Source organism: Bacillus methanolicus, assembly GCF_028888695.1.
Classification (GTDB): Bacteria; Bacillota; Bacilli; order Bacillales; family Cytobacillaceae; genus Bacillus_Z; species Bacillus_Z methanolicus_B.
Window position 1 is genome coordinate 1,140,897 of record NZ_PNFF01000001.1, and the last position, 15,668, is coordinate 1,156,564.

Below are 15,668 nucleotides of genomic sequence, written 5' to 3' on the forward strand. Positions count from 1 at the left end.
CAAACTAACTAAAGTCGGAATATAGTTCTATCTTTTTCGCCATCTGTGTTTAATGAATTGCTTAAACACCCTGTCAAAGCAAATGTCAAGATCAAAAGCAGGGGTAAAAACCATTTCTTCATATATAATTCTCCCTTTTTTCAAGCCAAAGCCATTTATGTAGTGCTTGACCGATTGATAGATTATCAATTATTCGTTTAGAAATAACTAAGATACAAAGTTTAAGACACCGATTCTTTTTCAGTTAATTCTTTTAATAATTCATGGTTCAATACCTTTCGTAAAAAATAAACTGTGTCATTTTCTAGCTCAACTTTCTTTACCTTTTCATAACCTCTTCGTTCATACATCGGAATCAGCCAAGGATGATAAATCGAAGTAGCCAATGTCACGGCAGGGGCTTTTAGCGTGTCTCTTAGGATGGTTTCTTCTATCCATGTTAAGAGACGTGAACCAATACCTTGTTTCTTTCGTTCCGGTTCAACTGCAAACCACCACAAATAAGGTAAACCTGATGAATCATGTGTGGGACCCCATGGATAAATTATTGTAATAGTTGCGATCATTTCACTGTTATCCTCTGCTACATAGACAGCATTTTTATAAATATTGTCTTGAACCATTTCAAGGCTTGCTGTCGCAGCTGGGAAAGGGAGTCCTAACTCCCTGACAGGTGCATATGCTCGGTGTGTTAAGTATAATAATTCTTCAGCATCTGAAAGTGTTGCCAAACGGTATTGTTCTGCCACGAACCATCTCACCTCTATTGACTGTTTTATTTAAACTCTTCTGATTTTTCGTTCCAGAATATTGCCAAGAGATTGAATTCCCTGAACAACGATAACAAGGATCACAACAGTGACCACAATAGTAATCGTACTGAAACGTTGATAGCCATAGGTGATTGCCAAGTCTCCAAGCCCGCCGCCGCCAATGGCACCTGCCATCGCAGTCGCCCCGATCAATCCAATGGTCGCCGTTGTCAGGCTGAGAATGAGTGAAGGAAATGCTTCAGGAATGATAAACCGGAAAATGATTTGTGTCGGAGTAGCACCCATTGCCTGAGCTGCCTCGATAATACCTTCGTTAACCTCGAGCAATGAATTTTCAACAAGTCTAGACATATATGGTCCTATATGTAAAACAAGGGGAACAATGGCGGCAGTTGTACCAATAGAGGTACCGACTATGAATCTAGTAAACGGAATAATTGCCACAAGTAAAATAATAAACGGAATCGATCGAAAGATATTAACTACTGGATTTAGGATCGAAAAAACAAAGCGATTTTCAAGAATATGCCCTTTCCTCGTAACAACAAGCGAAATTCCAATTGGGATTCCAATCAAAGCCCCAAACAAGAGTGAAACACTAACCATGTACAGAGTTTCCCACAAGGCTTGAAGAATCAGTTCTATGCTTACTTCCATCACGATCAATCACCTCTCTAATTGTGACATTCTGTCCTGAAATGTATGCCCGGGCGCGTTCAGTTTCTTCTTCCGCCCCCCTCAATTCCACAATCAAATTTCCAAATGGAATTCCTTGAAGTTCAGTAATGTTTCCAAATAAAATATTGACATCAACAGCAAAAAGTTTGGCCGCTTGTGAAATGACAGGTTTTCCGGAACTTATGCCGAAAAAATCAATTTTATAAATTTTGCTGTATCGATCGCTGTTTTCTAACAAGTCATAAACACTGTTCGGAATTTCATCTCGAATGACAGAACGAACAAAATTTCGGGCTGTTTCGGTCTGTGGATTCGTAAAAATATCAAAAACATTCCCCGTTTCAATAATTCGTCCATCCTCCATGACGGCTACCCGATTGCAAATCTGTTTGATCACTTCCATTTCATGTGTAATGATTAAAATCGTAATTCGATATTCTTCATTAATTTTTTTGAGTAACTGTAGAATAGACTCTGTCGTCTGCGGATCAAGTGCCGAGGTTGCTTCATCACATAATAAAATAGAAGGATTTGTTGCTAAGGCGCGGGCAATACCAACCCTCTGCTTTTGTCCTCCTGAAAGCTGATTAGGATAATTCTCTATTTTATCTTCTAGGCCTACAAATCGAAGCAGTTCCTCCACTCGCAGTTTGATTTCCTTTTTCGGTTTTTTACTTAAAACTAGAGGCATTGCTACGTTATCGAACACAGTTTTGGATTCGAGCAAATTAAAATGTTGAAAAATCATTCCAATATTCTTTTTCGCTTGGCGCAATTCATTTTTGTTTATTTCTGATTAAACATACCGTTTTACTAGGTTTAATAAAATAAAAAAAACTAGAGGCTAGAAAGCACTCTTAGTTTTTGTCTCCAGTTGTCTGGTCGATTTTTTTATAAAATTTAGGGTTATTTTACATACTTGACTTAAGTCAAACAAAACTGTTAAGATTGATCAATCTTAACAGAAAATATAGCAAACACTAAATTTTTTGTCAACACAATTTTTGGAATTTTAACTACTTAAATATTGTCGATATGTTTAAAAAAGTCAAAAACATCTGTCATTGTCGCTTGGATCAGGCTCATTCCATAGAATATTCATCTAAAAGTTTTTTCAGTTAGATTTTTTGCATGATTCATGTCCGATTATTCATCAATCAGACCATCCAAAATTTCAAAAATATGCGGATTACCTGCAAGAACGTAATAACCTTTTTCTTGTTTAACTGCTCTTGATTTCCCTTTTGCTTCATTAACCAACAGCATTCCTGCTTCGATGTCCCATGGATTTAATTTTAACTCCCAGTATCCGTCGAAACGGCCGGCTGCAACTTGACACAAATCATAAGCAGCACTTCCAGTTCTGCGAATATCCCTAACTTTTGTAACCACATTCACAAAATGTCGGACATTATTGTTCGGGTCTGTTGCCCGGTCATAAGGAAAACCTGTCGTCACAACGGACTGATTCAATTTTTCTCTTGATGATACTTGAATCGGCCGACCGTTTAAGAATGCACCCTGACCTTTCACCGCTTCATAAAGCTCGTCTAATGCCGGAACATAGACAACGCCGATCACTGTGTCACCGTTTTGTTGTACGGCAATGGAAATACAAAAAAGCGGAAAACCGTGCGCATAATTCGTTGTACCATCAATCGGATCAATCACCCACTTATATCCTTCTTCCCCATTATGTATACCCGATTCTTCCGTCAAAATCGAATGACCGGGATAATGTTGACGAATCTTATTTAAAAGAAAGTTTTCTGTCCAGATGTCCATTTCGGTGACAAGGTCAATCGCCGCACTTTTTTCATTGATTTTTCCAGGTTGATCCTGCCGGCGTAATTGTTCTTCACCCGCTTCTTTGACCCATTGTTTAATATGCTGGAGAATTTGGTTCCATTCGAGTTGCATCGAAAACAATCCTTTCGTATTTGTTTTTTGTGCAGACAAGGAAATAGCTTGATAAAGACAAACATACGCATTTTATCTTCTTTTCCTAGTCTATCAGAATATTCGAATTACCGATACGTTTCATGAACAAAAAATATCTTAGAGCAGCTTATAAACTCTAAAATGCCTGTTGAATGATGTGATAAAAACAAATTAACGCATGCTTTCATATCCTTTCTATTGAAATGAGAGAGGATTCCTAAACGTTTTCTCCTAAATACAAAAAGGGTCAAAAACTAAAAAAGACTGTGAGATATAGTTTTCTCACAGTCTTTTTTTATCTATTTAAACATTCGCTGTCTCTTTTGCATACAAAAGTTTAAAGAATTCTTTCATAAAACCAGGTAAATCCGGCCAAGCATGCCCTGAAACAATATTACCATCAACATGTAACATTTTTTCAATATAAGTTGCTCCGGAAGCCTCTACTTCAGGACGACAAGCATTATATGCAGTCAATTCTCTACCTTTAATGTACTGACGAACCGTAGTTAGAACAAGCTGCCCATGGCAGATGACGCCAAGCGGCTTATTTTCCTTTAGAAAATGAGCTGCAATTTCTTGCACTTTTGTATTCAAACGAATGTATTCAGGTGCACGTCCACCAGGTATAATTAGACCGTCAAAATCTGCAGGGTTAATTTCATCAACAGAGGCATGAGACTCAATTATATACCCCCATTTTTCTGTGTAGGTTTCCATTTCCGGAATGAAATCGTGAATAACTGTTTGAAGCTTTTTTTTCACCGGTGAAGCGATCGTGCAATTGATATTTTCTTCAAGACAACGGTAGTAAGGATAAAATACTTCCAAAGCCTCTACAGCGTCACCTGCTAAAATTAGAACATTTTTACTCATCCTTAATCACCTTTCCTTCATTGAATTTATTTCAAAAACGCAGATGCATTCCTGAAACCACCATAATCTCATTACGGAGCTGGCTTCTTTGGCAGAAGGCAGATTAAAACCTGCTTCTAGGAAACTTTAATACATTTTTTAATTAAACTGAAACCTCCTTTTTGTATATAATACTAAATTTTCTAAATATTTAAAATAAAAATGAATAATAAAAAGCATCTTAGAGATACAAAAAAATAATTGCATCCTAATTGACGCTAGGACAACTGCATATTATAATCCTAGTAAACCGATAAGATTTATAAAAATATTTTAGGAAGGGTGACGGTAATGAGCGAAATTTTGAAAGAAGTGTTGGCTGCGAATGATACATATGCTGCTGATTTCGGGGATAAAGGGAATCTGGCGATGCCACCGAAACGTCGATTTGCGATTTTGACCTGCATGGACGCGCGCCTCGATCCTGCCAAGTTCGCCGGACTTGCAGAAGGTGATGCTCATGTGATTCGAAATGCCGGAGGCCGGGCAAGCGACGATGCGATTCGTTCCCTAATCATATCCTACAAGTTGTTGGGAACTCGGGAATGGTTTGTTATTCATCATACCGATTGCGGGATGGAGACGTTTACCAATGAAGTGATCCGCGATTTACTTGCCAACAGTTTGGAAACAGCCGAGTTCGATGGGGATAAATGGCGAGACGTTGGAAAAGGGCCCGGTTCCAGAGCGGGAGAATACATTGAATTCTTGACGATCAACAATCTTGAACAGAGTGTTATCGACGATGTTGAACGGATCCGTTTCCATCCTCTTGTTCCAAAAAACATTGCGATCTACGGTTATATATACGATGTGAAAAGCGGTCGTCTGATTGAAGTGCCTGAAGCTAACCGAATTGGCCGGGCAGCCATCTGATCTTTCGTTCATTTATTGTCTGTACAAATCGAAACTATGATTTTGAATTATTCTTATTAGCTCACCACGAACAAAACCGGGCGGATGCCCGGTTTTTTCGCCAGGATATTAAGAATTATGATCGGCTTTCGAAGCGAAAAATATGTTAATTAACTTTGGGAGATGTTTTTGAAGACAGTAATACACCAATAATAACAATACAGCCGCCGATAATTTGATACCACAACAATGATTCTTTTGTAAACGTTGTTGCAAATAAGGCTGCGAAAACTGGGAGCAAGTTTAGAAAAATACCTGATTTTGCTGCTCCCACGATCGATACCCCTGAATTCCATGAAAGGAACGCAACAATTGAAGCTAAAATTCCTACATAGAACAAAATTAGAATTGAATTAGGTGTAAATAAAACAGAAACACCTGGCTGGTTAAGTTCAAACATGCTTAATGGAAACAGTATGATGACCCCTAAAAAGGAAGTGACATATAACGTCGTGAAGGCTGGCAAGATTGTTGAATATTTTTTTATGATGATCGAATATAAACTCCAGCAGATAACTGCAACCAAAACGAATAGATCGCCCATATTAAAAGAGAGGGTCTCTAATGATTCTATCGATCCTTTTGAAAGAATAAAAACAATTCCTAAAATAGAGAGGCCGATCCCGGCTGCCTGGATAAGTGAGAGCCTTTCTTTTAGAATGAAAACAGAAAAAACAGCGATAAACATCGGAGTCGTTGAATTTACTACGGACGCATTTATGGACGTAGTATAATGTAAGGCAAAATAAATGATCGTATTATATCCTGAAATTCCAGTAACCGTTAAAAAAAGGAGAACCCATTTATGGCTCCAGAGAATTTTCAGGTCTGCTTTCAATTTTTTGATGAGAAACGGAGTCAGAAACAAAAAAGCGATCAGCCACCTTAGCAAAGAAAAAGTAATGGGTGGCAAGTAATCTCCTGCGATACGTCCTATAACAAAATTCCCGCCCCATATCATATTGGCTAAAACAAGAAGGATGTAAGCATATTTTTTGCTAATCATGTTTGTTAACCTCTTCTCTTTGTTTCTTGCAGAATCTCTTAAAAAATTCATCATATTTTTCTACCATTTTTCATATCAAACTTCATCTCTAACTTTGTCTTACTCCATCATTATTTTCGTTCCTTGAAATTACTTGCTTTTTACAAAAGAAATAAGCGGCCAATATTGCCGCTGTATAGTTGCTATCAGGAAGATTCTAATTCACAATACCAATTCTTTAGAATCTATAATAATGAAACCCCATACAAAATAACGGGCATCATTCCACATGTTTTTAATTCCATTCAGTATCATCCAATCCTATTATTTTCTTTTTAAAATTTAGTGATACGAAAGATTTTCATGATCAAATAATAGCACAAACTGGAATCGATAAGTATAGAAAGATTTGTAATAAACTATTCTTATGATCCTCCTATGCTTTATAGTGAAAAAGGTATTGGTAACATCCAGTACTTTAATTATTAAACAAATAGCTTGCATTTAACAAGTTCAATGACCATATAAAAAAGGGACAGACCCCTCCAATACAACATATAGATTAACACAACTATTCTATATATTGTCATCTTCGGAGGGAGTCAGACCCTTATAAGTCTGCCCTTTTTTTCAAGACAGCACGATCATTTCAATTAGGTATCTTTAATGATCACTTTGCGCTAAGTTGCTCTTTCTCTTACCGTATAATACATAAATAACAAAACCTAGAATCATCCAAACGAAGAAGCGAATCCAAGTAATTTAGGCAAACTGATAATCAGGTAGATTGAAAAACCAATTCCAATCAAAGGTATTACCGGAACAAATGGTGTTTTAAAAGTTCTTTTGAGTTCTGGCCGTTTTACTCTGAGCACGATGATGGATGAACAAATTAAGATAAACGCCGACAGAGTTCCGATGTTAACTAGTTCGGCTACTTCGCTTATAGGGGTAACCCCTGAGACAATAGCAGTAATAACTCCAATAATTAAGGTTGGACGGTATGGTGTTTTATATTTATGGTGAACCTTCATAAACCATTTTGGCAATAAACCGTCGCGGCTCATGGCAAACCATATGCGTGAACCGGCGAGCATAAAAGAAAATAGAACAGACAGAATACCTGCAATAGCAGCAGATATGATCAAAGTGATCCAGTTCAAGCCGACATCACTAAATACTTTGGCTACCGGCGCCGCATTATTGAGTGTATGATACGGTGCCATACCTGTTATAACGAGAGACATCCCGACATACAGGCATAACGCGATAAGCAAAGAAACGACGACAGCTCTCGGCAGATCACGCTGCGGATTTTTCGCCTCTTCTGCCGCTGTAGTCAAGGTGTCATAGCCAAATACTGCAAAAAATACGAGGGCTGCCCCGCTCATTACACCATCAAAACCAAAAGGCATAAAAGGATGCCAGTTAGCTGTATCAACAAAGAAACTTCCTACAGCAATCACTACCAAAATAATGCTTAACTTAATGACAACCATTAGGTTATTAAATTTAGAACCCCATTCGATACCTACGTAAAGCAAACCAGCAATGGCAAGACTGACAATCATTGCAATCAAGTCTACTTTGTGACCAGCTCCTGTACCCGGAGCACCTTGTGCCCATACAGGAATGTGTATTCCAATTTGTTGAAGAATTTCTTGCATGTAACCAGACCATCCAATGGCTACAACGGCGACAACTAATGTATATTCGAGTAATAAATCCCATCCAATGAGCCATGCTGCTAATTCTCCTAGTACAGCATAACTATAAGTGTAAGCGCTTCCTTAGACAGGTATTAAACCGGCAAATTCAGCATAACACAGTGCTGCTGCTGCACTAGCCAGTCCGGCAATAATGAATGATAAGGTTACTGCAGGTCCCGAATGTTCAGCAGCTGCTACGCCGGTCAATACGAAGATACCTACACCAATAATACCACCTAAACCAATCGCGGTAAGTTGCCATAATCCTAATACTCGTTTTAACCCGGTGTTCTTCGCACCTTCCCGTTGCAATTGATCAATCGATTTTTTTCTGAAAAAAGCATTCATAGATGTCCTCCTTTTTGTAAGCGTTTAAAATCTGAAAGAAAAAAAGTTAAGATTATTTTAGCATAATGTCGTCTGTTGAAAAAGTAGAATTAATATCCAATATTATGAATAAAGATACAAATTGAACTTGCAACATATATTTTAATTGACAATAGAAAAGACCGGCGAAATTTCCAACCGGTCCATTTCATAAATTTAATAAAAATGTTGATACTCCAACTTCCGTGGGCATCGAAATGATTTTTTAATAAAAAAATTATTTCAATCAAGCTTTCACTTTCTTATCGGCTGCTATTTTTTCAGCTACGGCTTCTGTTAACTCTTTCGCTGTTTGCGGAATGTATGATTTGAGAAGCCCGTTTGCCACCGGTCCTTTCAATCCTTTTGCTGTAATATCAAGGCAGCCGGTCATTCTCGTGAGATTGGCACTAAGTGCTTCCGCTTTGAAAAATCCGCCTCCGATGAAGTTCTCATTTAAACCTGTTAAATCAAATACTACTTCAGTTGGCTCCTTCCAATCCGTAATGTCTACTTTCATACTAATCTCTTTTTTCATAATTCCGAGGTCGCCTACAAACGTCCACGTTGACTGCCGGTCATTCAGGATTTCATGGATCATGTATCCCGGCACTAGCGGTGCCCATTTATCCAATCGACTTACAAAATCCCAAACATCTTGAATTGGCACAGGAATGTCTATAAAATGTACACCATTTGGCATTTGTTATTCCCCTCTCTTTGGTAAAAGTATTCAAAACAAACTATGTGTATAGACTTGTCTCTTAGTACCAAAATTTTGAGCGGGGAAATGTTTTAATCTAATCCCGACAGAAGTCTCGCACTTCAAGGAATGAGAAGGGCTTTAGCCCAATGAGTAAGTGGTAGATGAATGTCGGTTAGCGTAAGCCAAAATATTTCTAAAAATAGAACAAATGAGCTATAATATATATAATGTTCTTTGATAACTGGATTTTTGGGGTTGCATGGAGAAATCAAATGCGAAAACCATGCTATATCCTTCCATGCGTAAAATATCCAAGGTACAAAAGAACTTCCGATTTGCCGGACATCTACCGCTGGAACAGCGGGAAGTAACGCTCAGGGAGATGAAAGGTTGCTTTCGTCGTGGAACTGAGAAGCCACCACTTCAATCGTTAGCTAAGTGGGGATAGTTCACTTAAACAACCGTACCACACTGTCTAAGACTTTTTGATCCTCAACCGACATCTTTTTTGGTTTTAAAGGAGAAACGGTTGGAACATCTTTTTGTTCAATCGATAAAATTTCAAGATAAAAAGGAAGAGATTCGCGGTTCCCATCTAAATATCCTCTCAAAATTTTCATTTTTTTGATCGAACCTGTTATTTTTCCATCGTAATCCCATTTGATTTCGTTCTTATATTTTTTGTCTATCCTTTCCTTTAGGCCGAGCGCTTCAGAAACTGCTTCTTCTGGAGTACGGAAGAAAGAATCCGATCTCTTAATCCCCCTCTTTTTGATCCCGTCGCCTGCTTTTGCTTGGTATAACTTTATTGTCACATTGGTCATCCTTTCTCTTGGTCCTTATACTCCTGGAATGGATTTGATGGAACAATGAATCAAAACATCACAATGAACAACGAATTGAATCATTCTCTTCTAGTATACCCTTCATTTCCAGTTGCTACCACTATTAAATGAAAAGAATAAGAAAAAGCGAAAAATTAAACAGAGTTAGAATTTGAAATGTAGACGCTTCCGAGATTATTGGATTCATCAAAATCAATAAAATTTCATAAACCAAACATATAAGCTACATATAAAATAATTTCTTGGAAAATGTAATAGATCGTTGAAATTAAGTAATAAATTATTTTCTAAGAAATTCCTTGCTTTTATTTGATTAGGCTGATACACTTAAGTTAATTATTTTTGTTCGGATAAACTTAAAGAAAGACTTTCTATAAAAGGGGTTTCGTCTTGAAGGATTATGTTTGAGCAAGGATAGTAATATACAATCGTGGAACATCCACGCAGGAGGCTCATTATGGTTCAAGGTAAAGTTAAATGGTTTAATGCTGAAAAAGGTTTCGGTTTTATCGAAGTAGAAGGTGGCGAAGATGTATTTGTACACTTTTCTGCAATTCAAGGCGATGGCTTCAAATCACTTGAGGAAGGTCAAACAGTTACTTTTAATATCGAGCAAGGCGCTCGCGGCCCACAAGCTGCTAACGTTCAAAAGTAATTTGAGCTTAGTTTGCAAAGGACTCTATTTTTTAGAGTCCTTTTTTGATGTTATTTTGAAAGTACAAATTTGTTAAAGCAGAAGAATGTCTTAGATTCGTTACGTTGTCTCAATGATTATTTTTTTCGTAAAAAGAGCCGTTTTTTAGCTTATAAATGATGGGTTTTATCGATCGAGAGTGCTAATTTATTCCTTTTTCGTACTTTTTCTTGTCTCATTTTCCTTGTTCATCACTTGATTGGATGATAAAATTTAAGCCGGTTCAAGATGTTTTCATTCTATCAATTCTTTCTTTGAATCGTTCAAGTTCTAAATCGAAAATCATTTTTCCGTAACCTCTTTGATCGATTTGTACAGAATATCCAGCATGGAGTCTAACTCCTCTACGGTTGAAGCAAGCGGCGGCATGAAGACGACAACATTTCCAAGCGGTCGAATGAGCATACCTAATTCCCTGGCTCGCCTGCACACTCGGACCCCTATCCGATCAGACCATTTATAAGGTTCCTTTGTATTGCGATCGACGACAAGCTCAAGTCCAATCATAAATCCTTTTTGTCGAATATCACCGACATGGCGTAGCTGGCGGAATTCTTGCAAGCGATTAGCGATGTATTGAGAGTTTCGTTCAACTTCGTGAATGAGATTCTTTTTCTCTATTAAATCAATATTCGCAATGGCTACAGCACAGCCTAGTTGGTTCCCGGTGTAGCTATGGCCGTGGAAAAACGTCTTTAACTCTTCATAGTCTCCTAGAAAAGCTTCATAAATATCATCCGTTGTTACCGTGATGGCCACCGGAAGATAACCGCCTGTAAGGCCTTTTCCGGCTGTCAAAATATCAGGTGTAACCTCCTCATGGTTGCACGCGAATAAACGGCCAGTACGTCCGAACCCCGTTGCTACTTCATCGGCGATCATCAAAACATTGTATTTCGAACATAATTCACGCACACCGCGCAAGTACCCTTCCGGCATGACAATAATTCCACTTGCTCCTTGAACGATCGGTTCGATGATCAATGCCGCTGTTTCTTGATGATAAGCTTGAAGTGTTTTTTCCAGTTCGGATAGGAAAAACTTTGTTTGCTCTTGTTCATCCCCTTCAATCGGAGAACGGTATACATATGGATAAGGAACTTTTATTGAACCGAAAAGTAAATTCGAATAAGCTTTATGATAAATATCAATTGCTCCAACAGATACGGCGCCAATCGTGTCTCCATGATAAGCTTCCTTCATTGTAATAAAGCGCTGTTTCTGCGGTTGACCTTTATGCTGCCAGTACTGAAAGGCCATCTTAATAGCAATCTCGACAGCGGTTGCACCGGAATCAGAGTAAAAGACTTTAGCCAAACCTGGTGGCATTAATTGAATGAGTTTCTCAGCGAGAAGAATGGCCGGTATATTAGCCATACCAAGCAATGTAGAATGAGCAATTTTATCCAATTGATCCCGGATTGCCTGATCTAGCTCCGGTACACGGTGACCATGTACATTCAGCCAAATGGAAGATACACCATCCCAATACTCGTTGCCTTGGACATCGCGAAGCTTCCGGCCATCTCCGCTGGCAATGATGACCGGATCGTCCTCTATATACTCTTTCATCTGTGTAAAAGGGTGCCACAAGTAACGCTTATTTTTTTCGGCAAGTTCATCGTAACTAAGCGTTTCTCCTGTCATATATGTACTCACTCCTGATTTTATATTGTTAACCACAAAGTAATGAAGGTTAACAATATAAATGATACCAAAAGATTATAATCTCTACAATTTAAAATCTTTAGTTGATAAAACTTAACCCATTCCTCCGCTTCTTGCAAAAGATGTATTCCCGGACATTGTTTTCAAATACCCTTCAACTTATTTTTTCATGTGAATCAAAAAAAATCCCCTGATAAAAGCAATTGCAACTGCAACACTCATATCAGGAGATTAATAATCAGTCAGTTCCAACTAAATTTTTCTTTCGTTTGTTGTTGATGATTTAATTTGCTGTTTCTATAACCATAGGTAAAGTAAATGACAAGACCTATTGTCAGCCAAACAAGGAATCCCATCCAAGTAAAGGCGGAAAGCTAGAGCATTAGATAAACACATAAAATCACTGATACTGCGGGAATAAAAGGAACTAATGGCGTTCTAAATCCGCGTTTTAAATCGGGTTGTGTTTTACGCAGTACAGCAACTCCTAACGAAACAGTTGCGAAAGCAAATAATGTGCCTATATTCGTCAACTCGGCTAATTTGTCTAGGGGAACAAAACCGGCAAAGATCGAAACTAAGAGGGCTGTTATCTTTGTACTTGCGGCCGGAACTTGTGATTTCGGATGAACAGATGACAAAGCCTTTGGAAGAAGTCCGTCCCTGCTAATTGAATAGAACAAGCGCGTTTGTCCGAACATCATTACGATTAGAACAGTTGTAATTCCAACAATTGCTCCAAGCGAAATAAATCCGGCTGCCCAATCTTGTTGAATAAACTGCAACGCAAATGCAACTGGATCTTTCACGTTTAGCAACTCATAAGGCACAATCCCCGTGAGAATTAAAGATACGACAATATACAGAATCGTACAAATCGTTAGTGCTGAAATAATGCCGATTGGAAGATTGCGCTGAGGATTTTTCACTTCTTCAGCTGCTGTAGATACCGCGTCAAAACCAAAGTATGCAAAAATAACTACGGCAGCACCGGTAACTACACCTGAAAATCCAAAAGGCATGAATGGAGTCCAATTAGTTGGTTTAACGTACCAAACACCTATAATAATGAAAAGAAGTACGACTGCAATTTTGACAATAACCATTATGAAATTAAACTTAACAGATTCTTTTACTCCCCTGGAAAGAAGAAAAGTTACTAAAAGTACTATGATGATAGCAGGCAAATCAACCAAGGTGCCTTTTGCAGGATCATATGCACTGGATAAAGCAGTTGGGATATGAATCCCAAATCCTGATAATAATGATTTAAAATATCCGGACCATCCACTTGCCACCGCTGAAGCGGCAAGACCATATTCAAGTACCAGGTCCCAGCCTAAAATCCAAGCAAATATCTCACCAAATGCAACATAGCTATACGTATATGCACTCCCTGATTCAGGGATCATAGAAGCAAATACTGAATAACATAATGCTGCAAAAGCGCAAGCCAGTCCTGCGATAATAAATGAAATGATTAAGGCTGGGCCGGCATATTTTGCTGCGGCTACTCCTGTCAGCACGAATATTCCCGTCCCTATGATCGCTCCAACACCTAGCATTGTAAGATCCATAGCACCCAATGCCCTTTTTAGTGAATTATTTGAAAATTCACTGCCGATTGGCTTTTTACGAAATAAATCCATTGTAATTGGAGCTCTCGGATTATACTTTGGCTCTCTGCTCGCCGGTTTTTTTGGTCTAGCAGAAAACAGTAAAATAATTATCGGGATTATTACTGTTGTTTTCCTTGGTATATTAAACATTTTAGGAACCCAGTTTGGGGGTTTTATTCAAGGTTTATCTACAATTGGGAAGCTTATACCTATCGTTTTAATAGCATTATTCGGAATTTCGCAAGGTGAATTTCCTGTTTTTAATATGGAAAGTGGAATTTCCCATGAAATTAGTATGGGTGCTGCTGTTTTGGCAACCCTTTGGGCTTATGACGGCTGGATGAATGTTGGATTTATGGCGGGTGAGATGAAAAACCCTGCGAAAACACTTCCAAAAGCCATTATCTCAGGAATCATGGTAGTAATCATTGCTTATTTATCTGTAAACATTGCCATGCTTCATGTATTGCCGGCAAATCAAATTGTTGAACTTGGACCCAATGCTGCTGAGGCTGCGGCAACTAAGCTATTTGGAGATATGGGTGGAAAACTATTAACAATAGGAATTCTTATATCTATTTTCGGTTGTCTAAATGGGAAAGTACTTACCTTCCCGAGAATTCCGTTTGCGATGGCTGAAGACGGTTTTCTTCCTGGTTCAAGGTCGATTTCATGGATACACCCTAAATTTAAAACACCTGTTGGGGCAACAATTTCCCAAATGGTTATTGCAATATTAATGATGACTTTAGGGAACCCTGATCGTCTTTCTGATATTGCCATTTTTTCGGTCTTCACATTTTACGGTTTAGCCTTTTATGCTGTTTTCTTGCTTCGCAAAAATAATACAGAAAATGATCATTTATATAAAGTGCCTTTATATCCCATTACACCTATAATTGCTTGGTGCGGTTTACATTGTAGGAAGTGCATTGGTAAATAGTCCATTGGATGCGCTAATATCCTTGTGTATTACTTTAATCGGACTGCCAATTTATTTAAAAGCAAAGTCTAAAGCTCAAGCGAAAACAATAGCAAAAGCCAGTTGACACGAATGTGAACAAAAAAATGATAAGAAAATGGAGCGCTGTTCCTAGGCGCTCCATTTACATTTTTAATGAGTCATATTATTTTGCATCGGCGGCTGACCTTGGGCAGGTGCGTAGGAGTTTAATATTTGCTGCATGTCTTGCTGGGCAAGTTGTGGTACTTGATAGTAATGATGTTTGTTTTGATAAATGTTAACTTCATAAGCCATCTCTATACAGTTTGGCACTGAGTCAGCCAGCACTCTGCGAACAACTGGATTCGTTGTTTCCAGTGCAGCCATTGTCTTCATTGAAGCCAACGATTTTAAGGCTCCCAGCAAGAAACCTGAAACGATTTCTTCATTTATTTCCGAAGCAGATTGTATCGGTTTTTTTGGCTGGGAAGGTTTTAATCCGTAAACGAAATCATTCCCTTGCTTCATTTTATAGCTTTGTGTCTGTTTTGAAGGATCTCTTCCAGTTTTAAAACATTCTAATGTTATGTTGTACTCATCTTGTAAAAAACGATATTGGCGATCCATAATATCAGCTAATTCCTGGTCTTTTACAAATTGGCGCAACAACGTGTATGTGTTTAAAGTGCCAATGGATCCTGATAAAACTTCATGTACATCAAATAGTTCATGCCCTCCATGATTCAGTTGCTGCGGAATATTGCCTGTTTGCATATTTTGATGCATTTGGCCCTGTTGATTTACCACTTAAAATCACTCCTCCTTTTATAATAAAACGTACGTTGTTATTATGTTTTATCTCATCGTGATTTATTCTTACATGTTCCAAAAAACGATACATGTTAAGGGTC

Annotated in this window: 11 protein-coding genes and 4 pseudogenes; 3 read left to right on the forward strand and 12 right to left on the reverse strand. The window is 38.2% G+C overall.

What is annotated here, in order from left to right; all coding sequences use genetic code 11:
- Nucleotides 1–221: 221 nt before the first annotated feature.
- The 5 genes and pseudogenes from C0966_RS05690 to C0966_RS05710 all read right to left on the reverse strand — a co-directional run bounded on the left by C0966_RS05690 (nucleotide 222) and on the right by C0966_RS05710 (nucleotide 4,268).
- Nucleotides 222–749 (reverse strand): GNAT family N-acetyltransferase, encoded by a 528-nt coding sequence (locus C0966_RS05690; protein ID WP_274854225.1) that lies wholly within the window; start codon nucleotides 747–749, stop codon nucleotides 222–224.
- A 30-nt stretch (nucleotides 750–779) separates the two neighbouring features.
- Complete coding sequence (locus C0966_RS05695; RefSeq protein WP_274854227.1) at nucleotides 780–1,430, reverse strand: methionine ABC transporter permease; 651 nt, start codon at nucleotides 1,428–1,430, stop codon at nucleotides 780–782.
- Nucleotides 1,372–2,232 (reverse strand): annotated as a pseudogene (locus tag C0966_RS05700) (methionine ABC transporter ATP-binding protein); the annotation flags it as partial. The gene C0966_RS05695 and the pseudogene C0966_RS05700, both read right to left, overlap by 59 nt.
- Nucleotides 2,233–2,597: 365 nt before the next feature.
- Nucleotides 2,598–3,371 (reverse strand): inositol monophosphatase family protein, encoded by a 774-nt coding sequence (locus C0966_RS05705; protein ID WP_274854229.1) that lies wholly within the window; start codon nucleotides 3,369–3,371, stop codon nucleotides 2,598–2,600.
- 324 nt (nucleotides 3,372–3,695) lie between these two features.
- On the reverse strand, nucleotides 3,696–4,268 hold the full coding sequence (locus C0966_RS05710) for a DJ-1/PfpI family protein (protein WP_274854230.1): 573 nt from the start codon (nucleotides 4,266–4,268) through the stop codon (nucleotides 3,696–3,698).
- Nucleotides 4,269–4,598: 330 nt separating this feature from the next.
- Between C0966_RS05710 and C0966_RS05715 the strand changes: the two genes are divergently transcribed.
- The gene (locus C0966_RS05715) at nucleotides 4,599–5,183 is read left to right on the forward strand and encodes a beta-class carbonic anhydrase (protein WP_274854231.1); all 585 of its coding nucleotides are present in this window, start codon (nucleotides 4,599–4,601) and stop codon (nucleotides 5,181–5,183) included.
- A 145-nt stretch (nucleotides 5,184–5,328) separates the two neighbouring features.
- Here the strand turns inward: C0966_RS05715 and C0966_RS05720 are convergent, their stop codons facing one another.
- The 4 genes and pseudogenes from C0966_RS05720 to C0966_RS05735 form a co-directional block, all read right to left on the reverse strand.
- Nucleotides 5,329–6,228, reverse strand: coding sequence for a DMT family transporter (locus C0966_RS05720; protein WP_274854232.1), 900 nt, complete (start codon nucleotides 6,226–6,228; stop codon nucleotides 5,329–5,331).
- 642 nt (nucleotides 6,229–6,870) lie between these two features.
- Nucleotides 6,871–8,264 (reverse strand): annotated as a pseudogene (locus tag C0966_RS05725) (amino acid permease).
- Between the two features lie 265 nt (nucleotides 8,265–8,529).
- Nucleotides 8,530–8,985: a CoxG family protein gene (locus tag C0966_RS05730; RefSeq protein WP_274854233.1), complete on the reverse strand. Its 456-nt coding sequence runs from the start codon at nucleotides 8,983–8,985 to the stop codon at nucleotides 8,530–8,532.
- A 452-nt stretch (nucleotides 8,986–9,437) separates the two neighbouring features.
- Nucleotides 9,438–9,803, reverse strand: coding sequence for a hypothetical protein (locus tag C0966_RS05735; RefSeq protein WP_274854234.1), 366 nt, complete (start codon nucleotides 9,801–9,803; stop codon nucleotides 9,438–9,440).
- Between the two features lie 487 nt (nucleotides 9,804–10,290).
- On the opposite strand from C0966_RS05735, the gene C0966_RS05740 reads away from it, so the two are divergent.
- Complete coding sequence (locus C0966_RS05740; RefSeq protein ID WP_274854235.1) at nucleotides 10,291–10,488, forward strand: cold-shock protein; 198 nt, start codon at nucleotides 10,291–10,293, stop codon at nucleotides 10,486–10,488.
- 321 nt (nucleotides 10,489–10,809) lie between these two features.
- Here C0966_RS05740 and bioA read toward each other — a convergent pair whose 3' ends face one another.
- Both bioA and C0966_RS05750 read right to left on the reverse strand, forming a co-directional pair.
- Nucleotides 10,810–12,174, reverse strand: coding sequence for an adenosylmethionine--8-amino-7-oxononanoate transaminase (bioA, locus tag C0966_RS05745; protein ID WP_274854236.1), 1,365 nt, complete (start codon nucleotides 12,172–12,174; stop codon nucleotides 10,810–10,812).
- Between the two features lie 263 nt (nucleotides 12,175–12,437).
- Nucleotides 12,438–13,844, reverse strand: a pseudogene (locus tag C0966_RS05750) (amino acid permease).
- A gap of 1 nt (nucleotide 13,845) precedes the next feature.
- Between C0966_RS05750 and C0966_RS05755 the strand changes: the two are divergent.
- Nucleotides 13,846–14,863: pseudogene (locus C0966_RS05755) on the forward strand (APC family permease); the annotation flags it as partial.
- Between the two features lie 65 nt (nucleotides 14,864–14,928).
- Here C0966_RS05755 and C0966_RS05760 read toward each other — a convergent pair.
- Nucleotides 14,929–15,564 carry a spore coat protein gene (locus C0966_RS05760; protein WP_274854238.1) on the reverse strand — a complete coding sequence of 212 codons (636 nt, stop codon included), beginning with the start codon at nucleotides 15,562–15,564 and terminating at the stop codon, nucleotides 14,929–14,931.
- Between the last annotated feature and the right edge of the window lie 104 nt (nucleotides 15,565–15,668).